Source organism: Microbacterium sp. NPDC079176, assembly GCF_040686675.1.
Lineage (GTDB): Bacteria > Actinomycetota > Actinomycetes > Actinomycetales > Microbacteriaceae > Microbacterium.
Map to the genome: position 1 here is coordinate 302,984 of NZ_JBFBLM010000002.1, position 16,353 is coordinate 319,336.

The following is a 16,353-nucleotide window of genomic DNA, read 5'->3' on the forward strand; positions in this document are numbered from 1 at the left end:
CCCGTCAGTATAGTGAACACCGTTCAGGTGAACGGTGTTCAGGAAGGTGTTTGGATGATGGCTCGGCACACAGACGACCTCGGTCGCGAACTCGCGAGGGTGGCGATCTTCGCCGCGCTCATCATCGTCCTCGGAATGGTGACGATCCCGATCCCCGGCGGGGTGCCCATCACCGCGCAGACCCTGGGGGTGATGCTCGCCGGCGCTGTACTCGGCCCGCGGTCGGCCCCGCTCTCGGTGCTCCTCGTGTTGGTGCTGGCAGCGGTCGGGCTCCCCGTCCTCGCCGGTGGCCGTGGCGGTCTCGGCGTCTTCGTCGGTCCGACAGCCGGCTACCTGCTCGGGTGGCTCCTGGGCGTCATCGTCATCGGACTGATCGTGCGCACCGGTCGGCCCAGCTGGTGGCGGATCGCCCTCGGGGTCGTCGTCGGCGGCATCGTGGTCGTGTACGTCTGCGGGGTGCCCGTCACCGCGCTCGTACTCGGGCTCGACCTGGGACCCACCGCACTGGCGAGTCTCGTCTTCCTCCCCGGCGATCTGCTCAAGGCGGCAGCGGCCACAGCGCTGGTCCTCGCGCTACGGCGCGCGTACCCTCGAGCTTTCGGCACGAGTGCCCCATCCGTGCCGGCATCCGTCCGTGCGGTCTGAGACCTCGACCGGATCGATCTCGGTCGACGATGTCACCGTGGAGCGGGAGGGGCAGCCGATCCTGCGCGATGTGAGCATCGAGCTCACGACGGCGAGGATCGCGGTCATCGGCGCGAACGGTTCAGGAAAGTCCACTTTCGCGCGTCTGCTGAACGGCCTCGTGCTCCCGGATGCAGGGCGCGTCACGGTGCACGGTCTCGATTCTCGTCGGGATGTGAAGGCTCTGCGGCGGCGGGTGGGTTTCGTCTTCACCGATCCGCAGGCGCAGATCCTCATGCCTACGCCTGCCGAGGACCTCGCGCTGTCGCTTCGCGGATCCTCTCGTGCGGACGTCGACAGACGTGTGGCCGCGGCACTCGCCGAGCACGGCTTGACCGATCGGGCGGACGTGCCGGCGTCGGCGCTGTCCGGCGGTCAGAAGCAGATGCTGGCTCTCGCGTCTGTCCTGATCACCGAACCGCAGCTGATCGTCGCCGACGAGCCGACGACCCTGCTGGACCTGCGCAACTCCCGACGGATCTCGGATCTGCTGCTGGCGCTTCCCGCCCAGGTCGTCATCGTCACCCACGACCTCGAGCTCGCAGCGAGGTGCGACCACGCGGTCCTCTTCGAGGCGGGCTCGATCATCGCGTCGGGCGCCCCGCCGGACGTGGTCGCCGAGTATCGCGAGCTGGCCGCGTGATCCAGTCCTATCGGCCGGGGGCGAGTATCGTCCACCGGATGCCGGCGGGCCCCAAGCTCGCCGTCTTCGCCGTGCTCGCGCTCGTCTCGTCCGGCTACCCGCACGATCGATGGAGCGTCACAGCCGCGCTTCTCGTCGTCTGCCTGCTCTATCTTGCCGCCGGCCTTCCGGTGACGGCCCTGCTCGTCGAGGCGTGGCGGCTGCGGTGGCTCGTCCTGGTTCTCGGGGTCGCCCTGTGGATCTTCGCCACACCGCTCACGGCATGGGTCAGCACGGCCAGGGTGGCATCACTGCTGCTGCTGGCGTCGCTTCTCACGATCACCACCCGGATGGGCGATCTGCTCGCGGTGCTGCATCGGATGCTGGGACCGCTGCGCCGACTGGGCATCGATGCGGATGCCGTCGCGATGATGATCTCACTGACCCTCACGATGATTCCGGTGGTCGCAGGCTTCGCCCATGCGGTCACCGAGGCCCACCTCGCACGCGGCATCCGTCGCGGCGTGCGAGGCGCGGTGCCGCTCATGGTCAGGACACTACGCCACGCGGACGACGTCGGCGACGCTCTCGCCGCTCGCGGTCTCGTGTGATCGGCGGGCGATGCGCAGGGACAGCAGCATCCCGCCGGCGGCGACCGAGGCAGTGAGCACGGTCGTCCCCACGACGAGGAGCAGGACGACGGAGGCGATGCCTAGGACGGCGGCGATCACGACCCGGTGCGTCCTGTCAGCGGATCGCGGCGACGGCTGCGTCTCGATGCGGGTGAGGGAGGCCGCGATCGCCGCTGTCAGACTCAGGGCGACGGCGAGCCAGATCGGACGCGACACCCACCAGGAGACGGAACTCGGATCCGGCAGCGCGATTCCGCTGACGAGTGAGGCGACGGCCGAGATCCCCGCCATGGCGAGCAGTACCGGCATGTGCCACAGGTAGATCGTCATGGTGCGGCGATTGACGAAGGCGCCGAACGCGGCGGGGACCGGCCGGTGGCTGAGCGCGTCGATGCGACCGCGCAGAAGCGAGACGGCGCTCAGGTGCACGACGCCGACGAGCAGCAGCGCGGCGGTCGGGGGATTGATGTTCGCGATGAGGTCGGGGGAGTAGACCCCGGTCGCGCACGCTGCGATGAGGGCGGTCAGAGCCGCTGCTCCGATCAGGGCCCGAGTCGCTCGAGGCAGCCGGTCGATCGTGCCGTCGGCGAGGAAGAACCCGATCTGCTGGAGCGCGAGCCACACGAACGCGAGATTCAGGAACCCCAGTCCCTCGACCCCGGTGCTCACCCGGACCACATCGACGCAGACCGACGCCCACACGAGGGCTGCGACGGTGACCAGGGGCCTGCGTGCGTGGGCTCTCGAAAGTGCCGGGAGGAGCGCCTGGCAGCCCAGGAAGACACCGAGGAACCACAGCGGCTGGCTGTAGCGGAAGCCGGCGGTGGCGATGATGTCGGCGGGAACACCTGCGACGTGGAGAGCCGCGAGCGCGACGCCGACGACGGCGATGGCGAACAGTGCGGGCCGGAGCAGGCGATGCACGCGGGCTGCGATGAACTCGGATGCGGTGCCGCCGCGCGCCTGCGACCGCCGGAACGCGATGTGACCGGCGAAGCCTCCGATGATGAAGAACAACGGCATGACCTGGAGGACCCAGCTCATGGGGATGATCCACGAGGTGCCCTCGCTCGCGTTCGCGAAGACCGGGCTGCCGTCGGCGACCGTGACGCCCACCATGATGGCGTGAAGCAGCACGACTCCTGCGACGCAGATCGCTCGCAGCAGGTCGATCGCGGCATCACGACCGGCCGGCAGCGGGGGGCGGGGAGCGATGCGGGGCGGCGCTTCGACGATGGCCATGGAGTCCTCCTCGGATGGGTGTCCGAGGAGCGTATGGACGCGGTGCCGGTCGGGGGATCACCCTCCGGGCTGGTTCGCACCCCTACTGCGGTGTGACCCGGAGCAGCGGCTCAGGAGGGCTCGACGAGACCCGTGTCGTAGGCGAGGATCACGGCGTGCACGCGGTCGCGGAGTCGGAGCTTGGCGAGCACCTTGCCGACATGCGTCTTCACGGTCTGCTCGGCGATGAAGAGGTCGGACGCGATCTCGCTGTTCGACCGTCCGCGACCGATGAGCACCAGCACCTCCCGCTCCCGATCGGTCAGGTCCGCGAGCGAGGTCGCCGCCTTCGCGGTGCGGGGCCGACGTCCGGCGAACTGCTCGATCATGCGCCGCGTCACACTGGGGGCGAGCAGGGCATCGCCGCCGGCGACGACGCGCACGGCGTGCACGAGCTCCTCGGGAAGAGCGTCCTTCAACAGGAATCCGCTCGCGCCGGCCTCGAGCGCGTCGTAGACGTAGTCGTCGATGTCGAAGGTCGTGAGCATGAGGATCCTCGGCACATGAGCCGCAGGGTAGGCGGGTCCGAGGATGCGCCGAGTGGCCTCGATGCCGTCGACCTGCGGCATCCGCACGTCCATCAGGATGACGTCCGGATCGAGGCGGGCAGCGAGGGTGATGGCTTCGGCTCCGTCGGCCGCCTGGCCTGCGACACGGATTCCCTCGTGCGCATCGAGCAGAGCGGCGAATCCGGCGCGCACCATCGCCTGGTCGTCGGCGATGAGGACGCTGATCGTCACGGGTTCTCCTGGGTGATCGGAGCGGTGGTCTCGCTCGATGGACGCTCGTGCAGCGGGAGGGAGGCGATGACCTCCCACCCGCCCTCGGCGGTGGGGCCGGCGGTGAAGGACCCGCCGAGCAGTTCGACGCGCTCACGCATGCCGCGAAGTCCATAGCCTCCGCTGGGGTGAGCCGGTGGAGTGGTGGCGCGGCCGTTGCGGACGCGGATGCCGATGGCGTGGAGATCCGCCTGCAGGCGCACCGTGACGGCGGCGCCGGACGCGTGCCGTACCGCGTTGCTGAGCGCCTCCTGCGCGATGCGGAAGGCGGCGATCTGCACGGCCTGCGGGGCGTCGGTGAACGCGCCCGTCATCTCGAGCCCCACCGTCACGCCGGCGCGCCGGATCGTGTCGACGAGGGCCGGGATGTCGTCGATGCTCTGCTGCGGCGCCAGCTCGGCCGCCTGATCCTCGGTGCGCAGCACGCCCAGCATCCGCCGCATCTCGGTGAGCGATCCCCGCGCTGTGGCCGCGATGCTCTCGAACTCCGACGTCGCCGCGTCGCCGATCTCGGGGAGTCGGTATCGAGCAGTGGACGCCTGCACCTGGATGACCGACATGCTGTGGGCGATGACGTCGTGCAGTTCGCGAGCGATACGGGTGCGCTCCTCGACGAGCGCGCGGCGGGACTCTTCGAGGGCTGAATGCTCCCGTTCCTTCGTGAGCTCGGCAGATACCCTCACGCGTCCTGCGACCAGTATGGCGACCAGGAACACGGCTGCGGCCACAGACGTGGTCACGATGAGATCTGCCGTGGCGCTGCCTGCCGTCGCCGGAGTGGCGACGATCTCGGGGCGCAGCAGCGGGGCCGTGAGGGAGAGCAGCGCGCCGACGCCGAGCGGGACGACGCCCAGGCGCGCGCCGTGGACGAAGGTCACGACGCCCACGAAGAGGACGAAGGTGACGAGCGCGGGCACCGACCACGGCCACGGCGCCTCGGTCGCCTGATCGGGCACGACCAGCAGCGGGAGCGCGAACGCCGCAGAGCAGAACATCGCGATCGCCCACCGCGGATACCGCAGGGAGAGCAGCGGCGCCGAGCAGAGTGCGGCGCCGAGGATGAACGTCAGCGGCAACGCGGTGCCGTACAGCACGGTCTGCAGCGACACGAGCACCGCGAAGAGCGCCAGGCTCGCCACGGCGAGCGCGGCGAGCGCGGCCGTTCGACGGCTGATGCGGGGAGTCCGCGGTGTGCGGGGTGTGCGGGGCAGGCGACGTGCCATGAGTGTCATCCTGCCAGTTGCGGGACGGGGGCGCGTCGACGCCGGGCAGCGGTGACGCGGTCGATGACCAGTCCGATGATGAGAGCGACCCCGATGCCGATCCCGGCGCTGGCGAGGGGCTGATCTTCGATCCATGATCCGGCGAGCAGCCCGATCGCCAGGCTCAGCGCGCTCCAGCTGAGACCGGCCACGACGCTCAGGGGAAGGAAACGCCTCCAGGGGAATCGCAGCGCGCCCGCCGACATGTTCACAGCGACACGGCCGACAGGGATGTATCGAGCGCCGAGGATCAGAGCCGCACTGCGCTGGTCGAGGGCGCGTTCCGCGTGGGCGAAGGCCGAGGCGATCCGCGGTCGACGCATCCACGCCCAGCGGGTCGTGCCGAGTCGACGACCGAGCACGAATGCGATGTTGTCGCCGATGGTCGCGCCGACGGCGGCGACGAGCCCGAGCGGGATCAGCGCCCATGGCTCTCCTGAGGATGCCAGCACGGCGGCTGCCGCCACGAGCACGGTCTCACTCGGAACAGGCGGGAAGAAGCCGTCGATGATCGTCACCGCGAGCAGCACGGCATACAGCCAGGGGGAGGCGACGGTCTGCAGGATGAGCTCGTTGATGACGTCCACCTCAGCAGGCTAGAAAGCGGAGGGCACGCAGGGCATCACCCTGAGGTATCGATCGCATCCACCCGCAGAGGTAGATCTGTGCACAGGCCGACGACTGCACCACGATCCGTACGTCGACTGAACACCCAGCCGAGCGATCTATACTGGGAGTTTGGCCCCTCGGCCTGAACCCCCTTGAAAGAACGGACATCCCGCCTGTGCTTGCCGTGCACGAACTCGAGATCCGCGTGGGCGCACGCCTCCTGATGGAGAACGTGTCGTTCCGTGTGAGCGACGGAGACAAGATCGGTCTCGTCGGCCGCAACGGTGCAGGCAAGACCACGCTCACCAAGGTGCTCGCCGGCGACGTCCTTCCCTCTGGGGGCACGGTGACGCGCTCCGGAGAGCTCGGCTACCTGCCCCAGGATCCCCGTTCGGGCAACCCGGAGGATCTGGCGCGCACGAGGATCCTCGATGCCCGCGGACTCGGACAGCTGAATCTCGGCATGACCGAGGCCTCGCTGGCCATGGGCTCGGAAGACCCCGCCGTGGCCGAGAAGGCGATGAAGCGCTATGCGCGCCTCACCGAGCAGTTCGAGGCACAGGGCGGATACGCCGCAGAAGCCGAGGCGGCATCCATCGCCAACAACCTCTCGCTGCCCGACCGCATCCTCGATCAGCCGCTCTCGACGCTCTCGGGCGGACAGCGTCGTCGCATCGAGCTCGCGCGCATCCTGTTCTCGGATGCGGAGACGATGATCCTCGACGAGCCGACCAACCACCTCGACGCCGACAGCGTCGTGTGGCTGCGCGAGTTCCTCAAGAACTACAAGGGCGGGCTGATCGTGATCAGCCACGACGTCGAGCTCGTCGGCGAGACCGTCAACCGCGTCTTCTACCTCGACGCGAACCGCCAGATCATCGACACCTACAACATGAACTGGAAGAACTACCTGCGCCAGCGGGTGGCCGACGAGGAGCGCCGCAAGAAGGAGCGAGCCAACGCCGAGAAGAAGGCCACCACGCTGCAGCAGCAGGCGGCCCGCTTCGGTGCGAAGGCGTCGAAGGCCGCTGCCGCTCACCAGATGATCGCGCGCGCCGAGAAGCTCCTCGCGGGTCTCGACGAGGTCCGCCAGGAAGACCGGGTGGCGAAGCTCCGCTTCCCCAAGCCCGCCGCCTGCGGCAAGACCCCGATGATGGCGACGGGGCTGTCGAAGTCGTACGGATCGCTCGAGATCTTCACGGATGTCGACCTCGCGATCGACCGCGGATCGAAGGTCGTCGTGCTCGGACTCAACGGTGCGGGCAAGACCACGCTGCTGAGGATGCTCGCCGGAGTCGACGAGCCGGACACGGGCCAGCTCGAGCCGGGCCACGGGCTCAAGGTCGGTTATTACGCGCAGGAGCACGAGAACCTCGACGTGAACCGCTCGGTGCTCGAGAACATGGTCTCGGCCGCTCCGCACATCACCGAGATGGAAGCGCGCAAGGTGCTCGGATCCTTCCTCTTCACCGGCGACGATGTGCTCAAGCCCGCCGGGGTTCTCTCGGGCGGCGAGAAGACGCGTCTCTCGCTGGCGACCCTCGTGGTCTCCTCCGCCAACCTGCTGCTGCTCGATGAGCCCACCAACAACCTCGATCCCGCGTCTCGCGAGGAGATCCTCGGTGCTCTCGCGCACTACGAGGGTGCAGTGGTCCTCGTCTCGCACGACCCCGGTGCGGTGCAGTCGCTCAACCCGGAGCGCGTGCTGATCCTTCCCGACGGTGTCGAGGACCTCTGGAGCCAGGAGTACCAGGACCTCATCGAGCTCGCCTAACGCGTCCGGGGTGGGCCACGTCCGACGGGAGTGGCATAGTCGACAGGGTGACCCATGACGACTCCGACCTCGCCCTCGATCCGCTCAACGACTGGCTCAGAGGACGCCACGCTCTCACCGGCGTCGCTCCGGACTGGGACATCCGCGACCTGCCGGATGACCCGGCGGTCCTGTTCGCCGAGTGGTTGCGCGCCGCCGCCGCAGCCGGGGTGGCGGAACCGCACACGGTGACGCTGGCGACGGTCGACGAGGACGGGATCCCCGATGCGCGCACGCTCATCCTGAAGAGGATCGACGAACGAGGGTGGGCCTTCGCGAGCACGCGGTCGTCCCGTAAGGGGGCGCAGCTCGGCGCAGTGCCGGCAGCGGCCCTGAACTTCTGGTGGCAGTCGCAGGTCCGTGCAGTCCGCGTGCGCGGCCGCGTGGAGGAGGCGACGCCCGAGGAGAGCGCCGCCGACCTCGCTGCTCGCTCGGCGGCCGCACAGGCAGGCATCGCCGACGGGGACTGGGTGCTCTGGCGCATCGTCCCGAGCCGCATCGAGTTCTGGCAGGGGGAGACCGATCGGAACCACACCCGTCTCGTGTACGAGGCATCCGCGGACGGCTGGAGCCGGGCGCTCTCCGGTCGCGCCGCTGACCGCATCGAGGAGGAGGCTCGCGCATGAGCGACTTCCAGGTCATCGAGATCGGTGCGCTGGACGAGTGGCGTGAGCACCACGGCGGCTTCGATGCCGCGCGCTCCCGCGACGGTCGCCGCGTCGTCGACCACGAGCTGACGATGCAGTTCATCGGACTCACCGCGAACGCCCTCGCTCCGGGTGAGGAGGCGGGGTACTGGCACGTTCATTCACGCATCGAGGAGCTCTACGTCTTCCTCGAGGGGCGCGGGCAGATGGGTCTCGACGACGAGATCGTCGAGGTCGGCCCCGGCACCGTGATCAGAGTCGGTCAGGGGGTCGCCCGCACCTGGCGGTCTCACCCTGGCAGTGCGGGGGAGCTCTGCTGGCTGTGCATCCGGGCCGGAGGCCAGGAGCTGCCGCATCTTCCCGATGACAGTGCGCGCCTGCCTGACCGGCCGCTGCCCTGGACCGACTGAACGATGAGCGAGGTTCTCCCGCCTCCGCCGTCAGAGGCCCCGAGCTTCGCCGACGACTTCTCGACGGGGCTCGACGACGAGAAATGGGTCGCCCACTACCTCCCGCATTGGACGGTTCCCGAGAGGTCGGCGGCGCGATATGAGATCGTCAACTCGGGGCTGCGCCTGCGTATCGACAGCGATCAGCTCGATTGGCGGAAGGAGGATGCCCCGCTCCGTGTGTCGAATGTGCAGACCGCGGTGTTCTCCGGATCCGTCGGGTCGGCGCGCGGCACGCACCGACATCGTTCGGACGGTCTGGAGGTGCGAACGGAGACGCCTCTGCACTTGCTGTTCGCTCCCGCCCGCGGACGCATCGATGTGACCGTCGCCGCGAGCACCGACGAAGGATGCATGCTCGCCGCCTGGCTCGTCGGGATCGAACACCTCTCGGAGAGGGATGCCGGCGAGATCTGCATCTTCGAGATCGACGCGGATGCGGTCTCGAATACGACTCGAGCGCGGACCGGCATCAAGGCGCACGGTGATCCGCGTCTGCAGACCGACATGGCCGAGGTGGTGCTTCCGTTCGACGCGAGCGAGCAGCACACCTGGACAGTCGTCTGGGGTGACGGCGAGACGGTGATCGGCTGCGAGGGGAGGGTGCTGCGGCGGATCCCGCAGTCGCCCGACTATCCGCTGATGCTCCTGATCGATCTCTTCGAGATCGGGACGCCCTCGGGCCGCTACCCCAAGTCCGCCCTCGTCGTGGACGTGCGGGCCTGGGGCTGACGCGTCTCAGCGAGCATCGAGGAGCTCGTCTTCGACGTCGGCATCGCTGTCACGGCGCCGGGACTTCTTGACGGGTGCCGGCATCCCCTCCACCTCTTCGCGGTGCTTCACGATCTCGGTGCGGATGATGTAGCCGATGAACACGAAGCCCATCAGCGCGAACAGGATCCACTGGATCGCATACGACAGATGCGGGCCGGGGTCGTCGGTGGGGGAGTCGAAGCGGCCCAGGGTGCCTTCGCCCGCCGGTTCCTCGCTCACGATCTGCCCGTACGCGCTCGTGATCACGTCTCCGTCGACCAGCTCGGCGATCGAGGGGAGGTTGATCGTCGGCACCTGGCCCTCGGGAGCGCCGCGTCCCGAGGCCGGCAGCTGCTCTCCGGGACGCAGACGCACGATGACCTCGACCTCTCCGCTCGGAGGCGCAGGAACGGCATCCGGGGAATCACCGTCGCCGGGCGGCACCCATCCGCGGTCGACGATGAACACACGTCCGTCGACATCGCGGAACGGCACCAGAACCTCGAACGCACTCGTGCCGCCATGGGGCCGATTGCGCACGAGGAGCTGGTCATCGGCGATGTACTCGCCGTTCAGGACGACGGGATGCCAGACGTCGCCGGGCTCGAGCGCTCCGTCGGCGCCGATGAGGTCGGAGAGCGGGACGGGATCCGCGTCATAGTTCTTCTCGACGAGAGCGATCTGCTCGGATCGCGTCTCGTTGCGCTCGAACTGCCAATTCGACAGGAAGGCGCACCCGACCGCGAAGCCGATCGCGATCAGCACGTACACGGTCCATCGACCCATCCGGGCACTCACGAGGGCATACCATCTCTCACTGTCACGGGGAAGTCTCTGGCAGCCAGGTAGTCGTGGAGGAACGCGACATGCTCGTCGCACGCGAGCCAGATCTTCTCACGGTCGGCGGCATGGATACGCGGATTGCGCCACACCACCTGCGTGGTCGCCGCGCTCCGGCATCCGGCACGCGAGCACTCCAGTCCACTCACTCGCGATCCTGGCGGCTTTCGTGGATGGTGATGACGTGAGGCGGCGGATCCTGTTCGACCGGAAGCGTCGGGGCCGGGGCAGGTGCCTCCAGCTGCTGCACGGGAGATTCCGCCGTCGTCTCGGTGCTGTCGCTTCCTGCGTTCGCGAACACCACCGCGATGTAGGGAAGGAGCGCGGCCGCGAGCGCGAAGACCCATGTGTACCAGCCGTAGGGCTGCACGAACATCATGAGCGCGAAGCAGACGATGCGGATCGTCATGGTGAGCGCGTATCGGCGCACGCGGTGGTCCGCCTCGTCTTTCGGCGACTGCGGAAGCGAGGTGACAGCAGGGACCAGTGGCTTGCTCTTCACGATGAGTCCAGCCTACGCCGGTGCGGGCACCACGGCGCGCCCGTCTGCCGCTCAGGTCGAGAAGAGGAAGGGCAGAGTGAAGGCGCCGAAGAACAGGAACCCGATGACCGTCATGACGATGCCGATGACGAGCACCGCGACCATGATGTACCCCATGATGAGGCCGGCGAAGGCCATGCCGCGTCCGCCGATCGAGGGGTTCGCCTTCGTCTGTCGGAGCGCCATGTGGCCGGTGATCACGGCGACGATCGAGGCGAGCAGAGGCACCACAGCCCAGAAGAGCACGACTCCGGCGATTCCGCAGATCAGCGACGTGACCGCGAGTCCGCTCGCCGGGCGAGGTGCGGGATAGTTCGGTGCTGCGTAGTTCGGTGCCGCGTAGTTCGGGTATCCGGTGGCGGGTTGGCCGGGAGCGGACGTCGGGTAGGGCGACGCTGCAGACGCTGAGCCGTAGGGGTGCATCGATCCGCCGCCGTGGACAGGCGGGCTCGGCGCGAAGGAAGGCGCGGCGCCCGGGTACGCCTGGGTGGGCGACGCCGGAGGGGCAGTCGGGTACGACGGCGGCTGCGCCGCCGGAGAAGCTGCCTGGTAAGGCTGTGCGGGTGGTGCCGGCGCTGCGGGCGGCGGGGGAGTCGGCTGCGGTCCCCCCGAAGGGGTGGGGATGCTGTTGTCGCTCACGGTGGCGCCTTTCGTCGGGTTCAGCGTTCCAGTCGCGGCGTCCGTCTGTCAAACGACGCCGGTCGGACGGCGGCATCCTCGGTAGGATCGAGGACGACCAGGCCCCGACCCCAGCGGCCAGATCAGGAGTGGAAATGAGTTCTCGCGTCGTCCTCGTCACCGGCGGCAACCGCGGCATCGGCCGCGCCATCGCAGAGCGATTCGTCCGTGACGGATACCGCGTCGCAGTGACGGCGCGGAGCGGGGAAGGCCCCGACGGCACGTTGACGGTGCGCGCGGACGTCACGGACGCCGCGGCTCTCGACGCGGCATTCACCGAGGTCGAGCAGCAGCTCGGGCCGGTGGAGATCGTGGTCGCCAACGCGGGGATCACCAAGGACACTCTCCTCCTTCGCATGAGCGAGGACGATTTCGACAGCGTCGTCGCCACCAACCTCGGCGGAACGTTCCGTGTCGTCAAGCGCGCGTCCAAGGGCATGCTGCGGGCTCGTTTCGGACGCGTCATCCTCATCTCGAGCGTCGTGGGCCTGTACGGCTCGGCGGGGCAGGTGAACTACTCCGCATCGAAGAGCGCACTGGTGGGCTTCGCGCGATCGCTGACCCGCGAACTCGGCGGACGCGGCATCACCGCGAACGTCGTCGCGCCGGGCTTCATCGAGACCGACATGACCGCAGAGCTGCCCGAGGAGACTCAGAAGCAGTACAAGGCGAACATTCCCGCCGGACGCTTCGCCACTCCTGACGAGGTCGCGGGTGTGGTCACCTGGCTCGCGGGCGACGACGCCGGCTACATCTCGGGCGCGGTCATCCCCGTCGACGGCGGCCTCGGGATGGGGCACTGAGCCGAGACCGACGCCCTGTCGTCACCGACGGGAGACCGCCGCGTCTATGAGCTCGGCCAAGCGGCCCGGAACCGAGAACTGCGGCCAGTGACCTGAGCCGATGCGGATGACCTCGGCATCGCCGATCGCTCGGAATTCATCCGCGTACGGGCCCCATTGCTCGAGCTCCGACTCGAGAGTCTCCTGATCCATCGCGCCCATCAGCAGTGTCACGGGGACCCCGTGGCGCTGCTCCGAGCGCAGCTCGATCGGATCGGTGGGCACCCGCGCGGGAACGCTCCGAGCCAGCGGAGCGGTGCGGGCGCGGGTCGAGTCGTCGAGGTCGTCGACGTCTTCGGCGGGGAAGTAGTCCCACCCCGGGAAGGGGACGACGCCGTCGACGACCTCGAATTCGCTGATGCCGAACCCGGAGGGCGGCGGCACCGTGTCGACGAAGACGACCCGCGAGACGAGGTCGGGCCGTGCGTCGGCGACGCCCCAGGCGACGTTGCCGCCGCCGCTGTGACCGACGACGGCCACGGGTGCCCCGATGTCGTCGACCGCGGCCACGGCGGCATCGACCCACTCGGCGATTCCGATGTCGGAGGAAGCGGCGGCGGGGAGACCGACGCCGGGCATCGTCAGGGGATGCACCGAGTGCCCCGCGCGTTCGAGGTCGGCGGTCACCTCGCTCCAACTGGACGCGTCGAGCCAGAGACCGGGGATGAGGATGATGTCCATGCCCCGACGCTAGACGGGGCCTCGGACATCCGCTAGGGCAGCAGCGCGATGACCTCGGAGAGGTCCTGCGGGCCGATCACGAGACTCGCCGCCGCGCGTACGGCAGGCTTCGCATTGAACGCCAGTCCGAGACCGGCGACGGCCATCATCTGCAGGTCGTTGGCTCCGTCTCCGATCGCGATGGTGGCGTGACGGGCCACCCCGAGCTCGTCGGCCCATTGCTGCAGTGAGGCGGCCTTCACCGCGGCATCCACGATCTCGCCATCGACGCGGCCGGCCAGGGCGCCGTCCACGATCTCGAGGCGGTTGGCGCGCCACCGGTCGACGCCGAGCCCGGGCGCGACGTCGTCGAGGATCTCGTGGAACCCCCCGGACACGACTCCCACGACACCACCGCGCTCATGGACGGCCGCAGTGAGCTCGCGCACCCCAGGGGTCGGCTCTATGCGCGCCAGCACGCGCGCGAAACCCGACACCGGCACGCCTTCGAGCGCAGCGACGCGGGAGCGCAGGCTCGTGGCGAAGTCGATCTCGCCGCGCATCGCGGCTTCGGTGGCCGCCTGCACCTCAGGGCCACGCCCGACCTCATCGGCGATCAGTTCGATCACCTCGTTGCGGATGAGGGTGGAATCGGCATCGAGGACGACGAGGAAACGCGCGGCAGTCACGCCTTCGAGCCTATCGACAGCAGAACGGCCCGCTGTGCAGCCGCGTATCGCGGCGACACCGTCACCTCTCGATGAACAGGCCCTTGCCCACCACGGTGATGCCCGACTCGGTCACGGTGAACCCGCGAGCCAGATCTCGCTCGCGGTCGACGCCGACGGTCGCACCGTCCGCCAGGACCACGTTCTTGTCGAGGATGGCTCGATGGACTCTGGATCCCGCTCCCACCCGCACCCCGTCGAAGACGACGGAGTCGGTGATGGTGGATCCTCCTCCGGCGAGTGTCCACGGACCCACGACGCTGCGCTCCAGATGAGTGCCCGAGAGCACGGATCCGAGCGACACGATCGAGTCGATCGCATTGCCGATGCGCCCGACGGAGTCGCGCACGAACTTCGCGGGCGGCGAGTTCACGGCCTGCGAGTGGATCGGCCACTCCATGTTGTAGAGGTTGAAGATCGGAAGCGTGGAGATCAGGTCCATGTGCGCGTCGAAGAAGGAGTCGATCGTACCCACGTCGCGCCAGTACGAGCGGTCGCGCGGCGATGAGCCCGGGACGTCGTTCCGCTTCATGTCGTAGTAGCCGGCCTCGCCTCGATCGACGAAATACGGCACGATGTCGCCGCCCATGTCGTGCCCGGAGGTCGGAGATTCGCCGTCTGCCTCGACCGCGGCGATCAGCGCATCCGCGTCGAAGATGTAGTTGCCCATCGAAGCGAGCACTTCGTGGGGCGAGTCCTCGAGGCCGGCGATGTCGGTCGGCTTCTCGAGGAACTGCTTGATGCGGCCGGACTCGGTGTCGGCGTCGATGACCCCGAACTGGGACGCCATGGCGAGCGGTTGGCGGATGCCCGCGACGGTGGCCTTCGCGCCGGACTCGATGTGGGCGTCGAGCATCTGTCGGAAGTCCATGCGGTAGACGTGGTCGGCGCCGATCACGACGACGATGTCGGGCTTCTCGTCGTTGATGAGGTTCAGGCTCTGCAGGATCGCATCGGCCGAGCCCGAGAACCAGCGCTTTCCGAGACGCTGCTGCGCGGGCACCGAGGTCACGTACGAGTCGAGGAGAGCCGACATGCGCCACGTCTGCGAGATGTGGCGATCGAGGCTGTGCGACTTGTACTGCGTGAGCACGACGATCTGGCGCAGACCCGAGTTGATGAGGTTCGAGATCGCGAAATCGATCAATCGGTACTGTCCGCCGAAAGGCACTGCAGGTTTGGCCCGATCGGCCGTGAGGGGCATGAGACGCTTTCCCTCGCCGCCGGCGAGGATGATGCCGAAGATCTTCTTTGGTGCGGACATGCACCAACCATAGATGCGATTCGGCTCGGCTAACTAGCATCTGGACAACTGAGTCACTACCGTCTAGACATGCGCGTCGAGATGATCACGAAGGAATACCCGCCGGAGATCTACGGAGGTGCCGGTGTGCACGTCGCCGAGCTCGTCACGGCCCTGCGGCAGAATATCGATGTACAGGTCAGGGCCTTCGGAGCTCCTCGTGACGAGGCGAGCACTTTCGCCTATCGGACACCCTCGGGACTGGCCTCCGCGAACCCCGCGCTGCAGACGCTCGGGACGGACCTCGAGATCGTCGCGGCGATCTCGGACGCCGATCTCGTGCACAGTCACACCTGGTACGCGAACTTCGCCGGGCACCTCGCCTCGCAGCTTCACGGCATCCCGCACGTCCTCACCGCGCACAGCCTGGAACCGCTCCGCCCGTGGAAGGCCGAACAGCTCGGCGGGGGATACGCGGTGTCGAGCGGAATCGAGAAGCTCGCGTACGAGAACGCGGCGGCGGTGATCGCGGTCAGCGCCGGCATGCGCGAGGACATCCTGCGGAGCTACCCGTCGGTCGACCCGACCCGTGTGCGCGTGATCCACAACGGCATCGACGTGGATCGCTGGCGGCCGGTGCAGAACCCGGCGTTCCTCGAGTCGGTCGGTATGGATCCGACCAGGCCGTCCGTCGTGTTCGTCGGCCGGATCACCCGGCAGAAGGGCCTGCCGTACCTCCTTCAGGCCGCTCGTCTGCTGCCCCCGGAGGTGCAGCTCATCCTCTGCGCCGGCGCGCCGGACACCCCCGAGATCATGGCGGAGGTGCAGGAGGGCGTACGGCTTCTCCAGCAGACCCGCGAGGGCGTCGTCTGGATCGATCGGATGCTGCCGCGCGACGAGCTGTCGGCCATCCTCACCGCGGCGACGACATTCGTGTGCCCGTCCGTCTACGAGCCGCTGGGAATCGTGAACCTCGAGGCTATGGCCTGCGGCGCTGCCGTCGTCGGCACGGCGACCGGCGGCATCCCCGAAGTCGTCGACGACGGGGTCACCGGCCGCCTGGTGCCGATCGAGCAGCTCCAGGACGGCACGGGGACGCCGGTCGATCCGGAGCGCTACGTCGCCGACCTCGCTGACGTGCTCACCGAGGTGACGTCCGATCCCGAGCGAGCCCGTGCCTATGGCGCGGCCGGCCGGGAGCGGGCTCGCGACGAGTTCAGCTGGGGCGCGATCGCCGACACCACGCGTGCGCTGTACGCGGAGCTGACCGCCTGAGCCGATAGGCTGGAG

The 16,353-nt window shown here is 68.5% G+C and carries 20 protein-coding genes; 9 read left to right on the forward strand and 11 right to left on the reverse strand.

Annotation, left to right across the window (positions count from 1 at the left end; translation table 11 throughout):
* Positions 1 to 57: 57 nt before the first annotated feature.
* Genes AB0P11_RS05480 through AB0P11_RS05490 form a run of 3 tightly spaced genes read left to right on the forward strand, consistent with a single transcriptional unit; the run spans position 58 to position 1,917 of the window.
* Positions 58 to 645: a biotin transporter BioY gene (locus AB0P11_RS05480; protein ID WP_363520399.1), complete on the forward strand. Its 588-nt coding sequence runs from the start codon at positions 58 to 60 to the stop codon at positions 643 to 645.
* Positions 635 to 1,327: an energy-coupling factor ABC transporter ATP-binding protein gene (locus AB0P11_RS05485; protein WP_285363221.1), complete on the forward strand. Its 693-nt coding sequence runs from the start codon at positions 635 to 637 to the stop codon at positions 1,325 to 1,327. Before AB0P11_RS05480 ends, AB0P11_RS05485 begins: the two co-directional genes overlap by 11 nt.
* A gap of 38 nt (positions 1,328 to 1,365) precedes the next feature.
* Positions 1,366 to 1,917, forward strand: a complete 552-nt coding sequence (locus AB0P11_RS05490; protein ID WP_363520401.1) for an energy-coupling factor transporter transmembrane component T — start codon at positions 1,366 to 1,368, stop codon at positions 1,915 to 1,917.
* Here AB0P11_RS05490 and AB0P11_RS05495 read toward each other — a convergent pair.
* The 4 genes from AB0P11_RS05495 to AB0P11_RS05510 form a co-directional block, all read right to left on the reverse strand.
* A complete protein-coding gene (locus AB0P11_RS05495; RefSeq protein ID WP_363520404.1) occupies positions 1,864 to 3,180 on the reverse strand; it encodes an acyltransferase in 1,317 nt (438 codons plus the stop codon). The genes AB0P11_RS05490 and AB0P11_RS05495 overlap by 54 nt on opposite strands.
* A 110-nt stretch (positions 3,181 to 3,290) precedes the next feature.
* Positions 3,291 to 3,959 carry a response regulator transcription factor gene (locus AB0P11_RS05500; protein WP_053096436.1) on the reverse strand — a complete coding sequence of 223 codons (669 nt, stop codon included), beginning with the start codon at positions 3,957 to 3,959 and terminating at the stop codon, positions 3,291 to 3,293.
* Positions 3,956 to 5,221, reverse strand: coding sequence for a sensor histidine kinase (locus tag AB0P11_RS05505; protein WP_363520408.1), 1,266 nt, complete (start codon positions 5,219 to 5,221; stop codon positions 3,956 to 3,958). Before AB0P11_RS05505 ends, AB0P11_RS05500 begins: the two co-directional genes overlap by 4 nt.
* A gap of 5 nt (positions 5,222 to 5,226) precedes the next feature.
* Positions 5,227 to 5,847, reverse strand: coding sequence for a DedA family protein (locus tag AB0P11_RS05510; protein WP_053096431.1), 621 nt, complete (start codon positions 5,845 to 5,847; stop codon positions 5,227 to 5,229).
* A gap of 197 nt (positions 5,848 to 6,044) precedes the next feature.
* Here AB0P11_RS05510 and AB0P11_RS05515 point away from each other — a divergent pair, with 197 nt between their 5' ends.
* Genes AB0P11_RS05515 through AB0P11_RS05530 form a run of 4 tightly spaced genes read left to right on the forward strand, consistent with a single transcriptional unit; the run spans position 6,045 to position 9,510 of the window.
* The gene (locus tag AB0P11_RS05515) at positions 6,045 to 7,643 is read left to right on the forward strand and encodes an ABC-F family ATP-binding cassette domain-containing protein (RefSeq protein WP_053096429.1); all 1,599 of its coding nucleotides are present in this window, start codon (positions 6,045 to 6,047) and stop codon (positions 7,641 to 7,643) included.
* A gap of 47 nt (positions 7,644 to 7,690) precedes the next feature.
* Entirely contained in the window at positions 7,691 to 8,308 is a 618-nt protein-coding gene (locus tag AB0P11_RS05520; protein ID WP_363520413.1) for a pyridoxamine 5'-phosphate oxidase family protein, read from the forward strand.
* On the forward strand, positions 8,305 to 8,739 hold the full coding sequence (locus AB0P11_RS05525; protein WP_363520416.1) for a cupin domain-containing protein: 435 nt from the start codon (positions 8,305 to 8,307) through the stop codon (positions 8,737 to 8,739). Before AB0P11_RS05520 ends, AB0P11_RS05525 begins: the two co-directional genes overlap by 4 nt.
* A 3-nt stretch (positions 8,740 to 8,742) precedes the next feature.
* Positions 8,743 to 9,510 (forward strand): hypothetical protein, encoded by a 768-nt coding sequence (locus AB0P11_RS05530; RefSeq protein WP_363520419.1) that lies wholly within the window; start codon positions 8,743 to 8,745, stop codon positions 9,508 to 9,510.
* 6 nt (positions 9,511 to 9,516) lie between these two features.
* Here the strand turns inward: AB0P11_RS05530 and AB0P11_RS05535 are convergent, their stop codons facing one another.
* The 4 genes from AB0P11_RS05535 to AB0P11_RS05550 are packed head-to-tail and all read right to left on the reverse strand — an operon-like array spanning position 9,517 to position 11,551.
* A complete protein-coding gene (locus AB0P11_RS05535; protein WP_053096422.1) occupies positions 9,517 to 10,317 on the reverse strand; it encodes an SURF1 family protein in 801 nt (266 codons plus the stop codon).
* An 8-nt stretch (positions 10,318 to 10,325) separates the two neighbouring features.
* Positions 10,326 to 10,520: a hypothetical protein gene (locus tag AB0P11_RS05540; RefSeq protein ID WP_320488524.1), complete on the reverse strand. Its 195-nt coding sequence runs from the start codon at positions 10,518 to 10,520 to the stop codon at positions 10,326 to 10,328.
* Positions 10,517 to 10,873 (reverse strand): DUF3099 domain-containing protein, encoded by a 357-nt coding sequence (locus AB0P11_RS05545; protein ID WP_072591374.1) that lies wholly within the window; start codon positions 10,871 to 10,873, stop codon positions 10,517 to 10,519. The genes AB0P11_RS05540 and AB0P11_RS05545 overlap by 4 nt, the downstream gene beginning before the upstream one ends.
* Before the next feature lie 51 nt (positions 10,874 to 10,924).
* The gene (locus AB0P11_RS05550) at positions 10,925 to 11,551 is read right to left on the reverse strand and encodes a DUF4190 domain-containing protein (RefSeq protein WP_082586602.1); all 627 of its coding nucleotides are present in this window, start codon (positions 11,549 to 11,551) and stop codon (positions 10,925 to 10,927) included.
* Positions 11,552 to 11,685: 134 nt separating this feature from the next.
* On the opposite strand from AB0P11_RS05550, the gene AB0P11_RS05555 reads away from it, so the two are divergent.
* Positions 11,686 to 12,393: a beta-ketoacyl-ACP reductase gene (locus AB0P11_RS05555; protein WP_053096412.1), complete on the forward strand. Its 708-nt coding sequence runs from the start codon at positions 11,686 to 11,688 to the stop codon at positions 12,391 to 12,393.
* 21 nt (positions 12,394 to 12,414) lie between these two features.
* Here the strand turns inward: AB0P11_RS05555 and AB0P11_RS05560 are convergent, their stop codons facing one another.
* The 3 genes from AB0P11_RS05560 to glgC all read right to left on the reverse strand — a co-directional run bounded on the left by AB0P11_RS05560 (position 12,415) and on the right by glgC (position 15,084).
* Positions 12,415 to 13,113 (reverse strand): alpha/beta hydrolase, encoded by a 699-nt coding sequence (locus AB0P11_RS05560; RefSeq protein ID WP_056278873.1) that lies wholly within the window; start codon positions 13,111 to 13,113, stop codon positions 12,415 to 12,417.
* 32 nt (positions 13,114 to 13,145) lie between these two features.
* The gene (gene serB, locus AB0P11_RS05565; RefSeq protein ID WP_056278872.1) at positions 13,146 to 13,781 is read right to left on the reverse strand and encodes a phosphoserine phosphatase SerB; all 636 of its coding nucleotides are present in this window, start codon (positions 13,779 to 13,781) and stop codon (positions 13,146 to 13,148) included.
* A gap of 61 nt (positions 13,782 to 13,842) precedes the next feature.
* Complete coding sequence (gene glgC, locus AB0P11_RS05570) at positions 13,843 to 15,084, reverse strand: glucose-1-phosphate adenylyltransferase (protein WP_053096406.1); 1,242 nt, start codon at positions 15,082 to 15,084, stop codon at positions 13,843 to 13,845.
* A gap of 69 nt (positions 15,085 to 15,153) precedes the next feature.
* Between glgC and glgA the strand changes: the two genes are divergently transcribed.
* Positions 15,154 to 16,338, forward strand: coding sequence for a glycogen synthase (glgA, locus tag AB0P11_RS05575; RefSeq protein ID WP_363520426.1), 1,185 nt, complete (start codon positions 15,154 to 15,156; stop codon positions 16,336 to 16,338).
* Positions 16,339 to 16,353: the final 15 nt, after the last annotated feature.

Excerpts from the sequence above, each read along its gene's own strand:
- AB0P11_RS05480 (WP_363520399.1), top strand. The coding sequence starts at position 58 with ATGGCTCGGCACACAGACGACCTCGGTCGCGAACTCGCGAGGGTGGCG.
- AB0P11_RS05490 (WP_363520401.1), top strand. The coding sequence starts at position 1,366 with ATGCCGGCGGGCCCCAAGCTCGCCGTCTTCGCCGTGCTCGCGCTCGTC.
- AB0P11_RS05555 (WP_053096412.1), top strand. The coding sequence starts at position 11,686 with ATGAGTTCTCGCGTCGTCCTCGTCACCGGCGGCAACCGCGGCATCGGC.
- AB0P11_RS05495 (WP_363520404.1), bottom strand. The coding sequence starts at position 3,180 with ATGGCCATCGTCGAAGCGCCGCCCCGCATCGCTCCCCGCCCCCCGCTG.
- AB0P11_RS05505 (WP_363520408.1), bottom strand. The coding sequence starts at position 5,221 with ATGGCACGTCGCCTGCCCCGCACACCCCGCACACCGCGGACTCCCCGC.
- glgA (WP_363520426.1), top strand. The coding sequence starts at position 15,154 with ATGCGCGTCGAGATGATCACGAAGGAATACCCGCCGGAGATCTACGGA.
- AB0P11_RS05530 (WP_363520419.1), top strand. The coding sequence starts at position 8,743 with ATGAGCGAGGTTCTCCCGCCTCCGCCGTCAGAGGCCCCGAGCTTCGCC.
- AB0P11_RS05535 (WP_053096422.1), bottom strand. The coding sequence starts at position 10,317 with ATGGGTCGATGGACCGTGTACGTGCTGATCGCGATCGGCTTCGCGGTC.
- glgC (WP_053096406.1), bottom strand. The coding sequence starts at position 15,084 with ATGTCCGCACCAAAGAAGATCTTCGGCATCATCCTCGCCGGCGGCGAG.
- AB0P11_RS05560 (WP_056278873.1), bottom strand. The coding sequence starts at position 13,113 with ATGGACATCATCCTCATCCCCGGTCTCTGGCTCGACGCGTCCAGTTGG.
- AB0P11_RS05525 (WP_363520416.1), top strand. The coding sequence starts at position 8,305 with ATGAGCGACTTCCAGGTCATCGAGATCGGTGCGCTGGACGAGTGGCGT.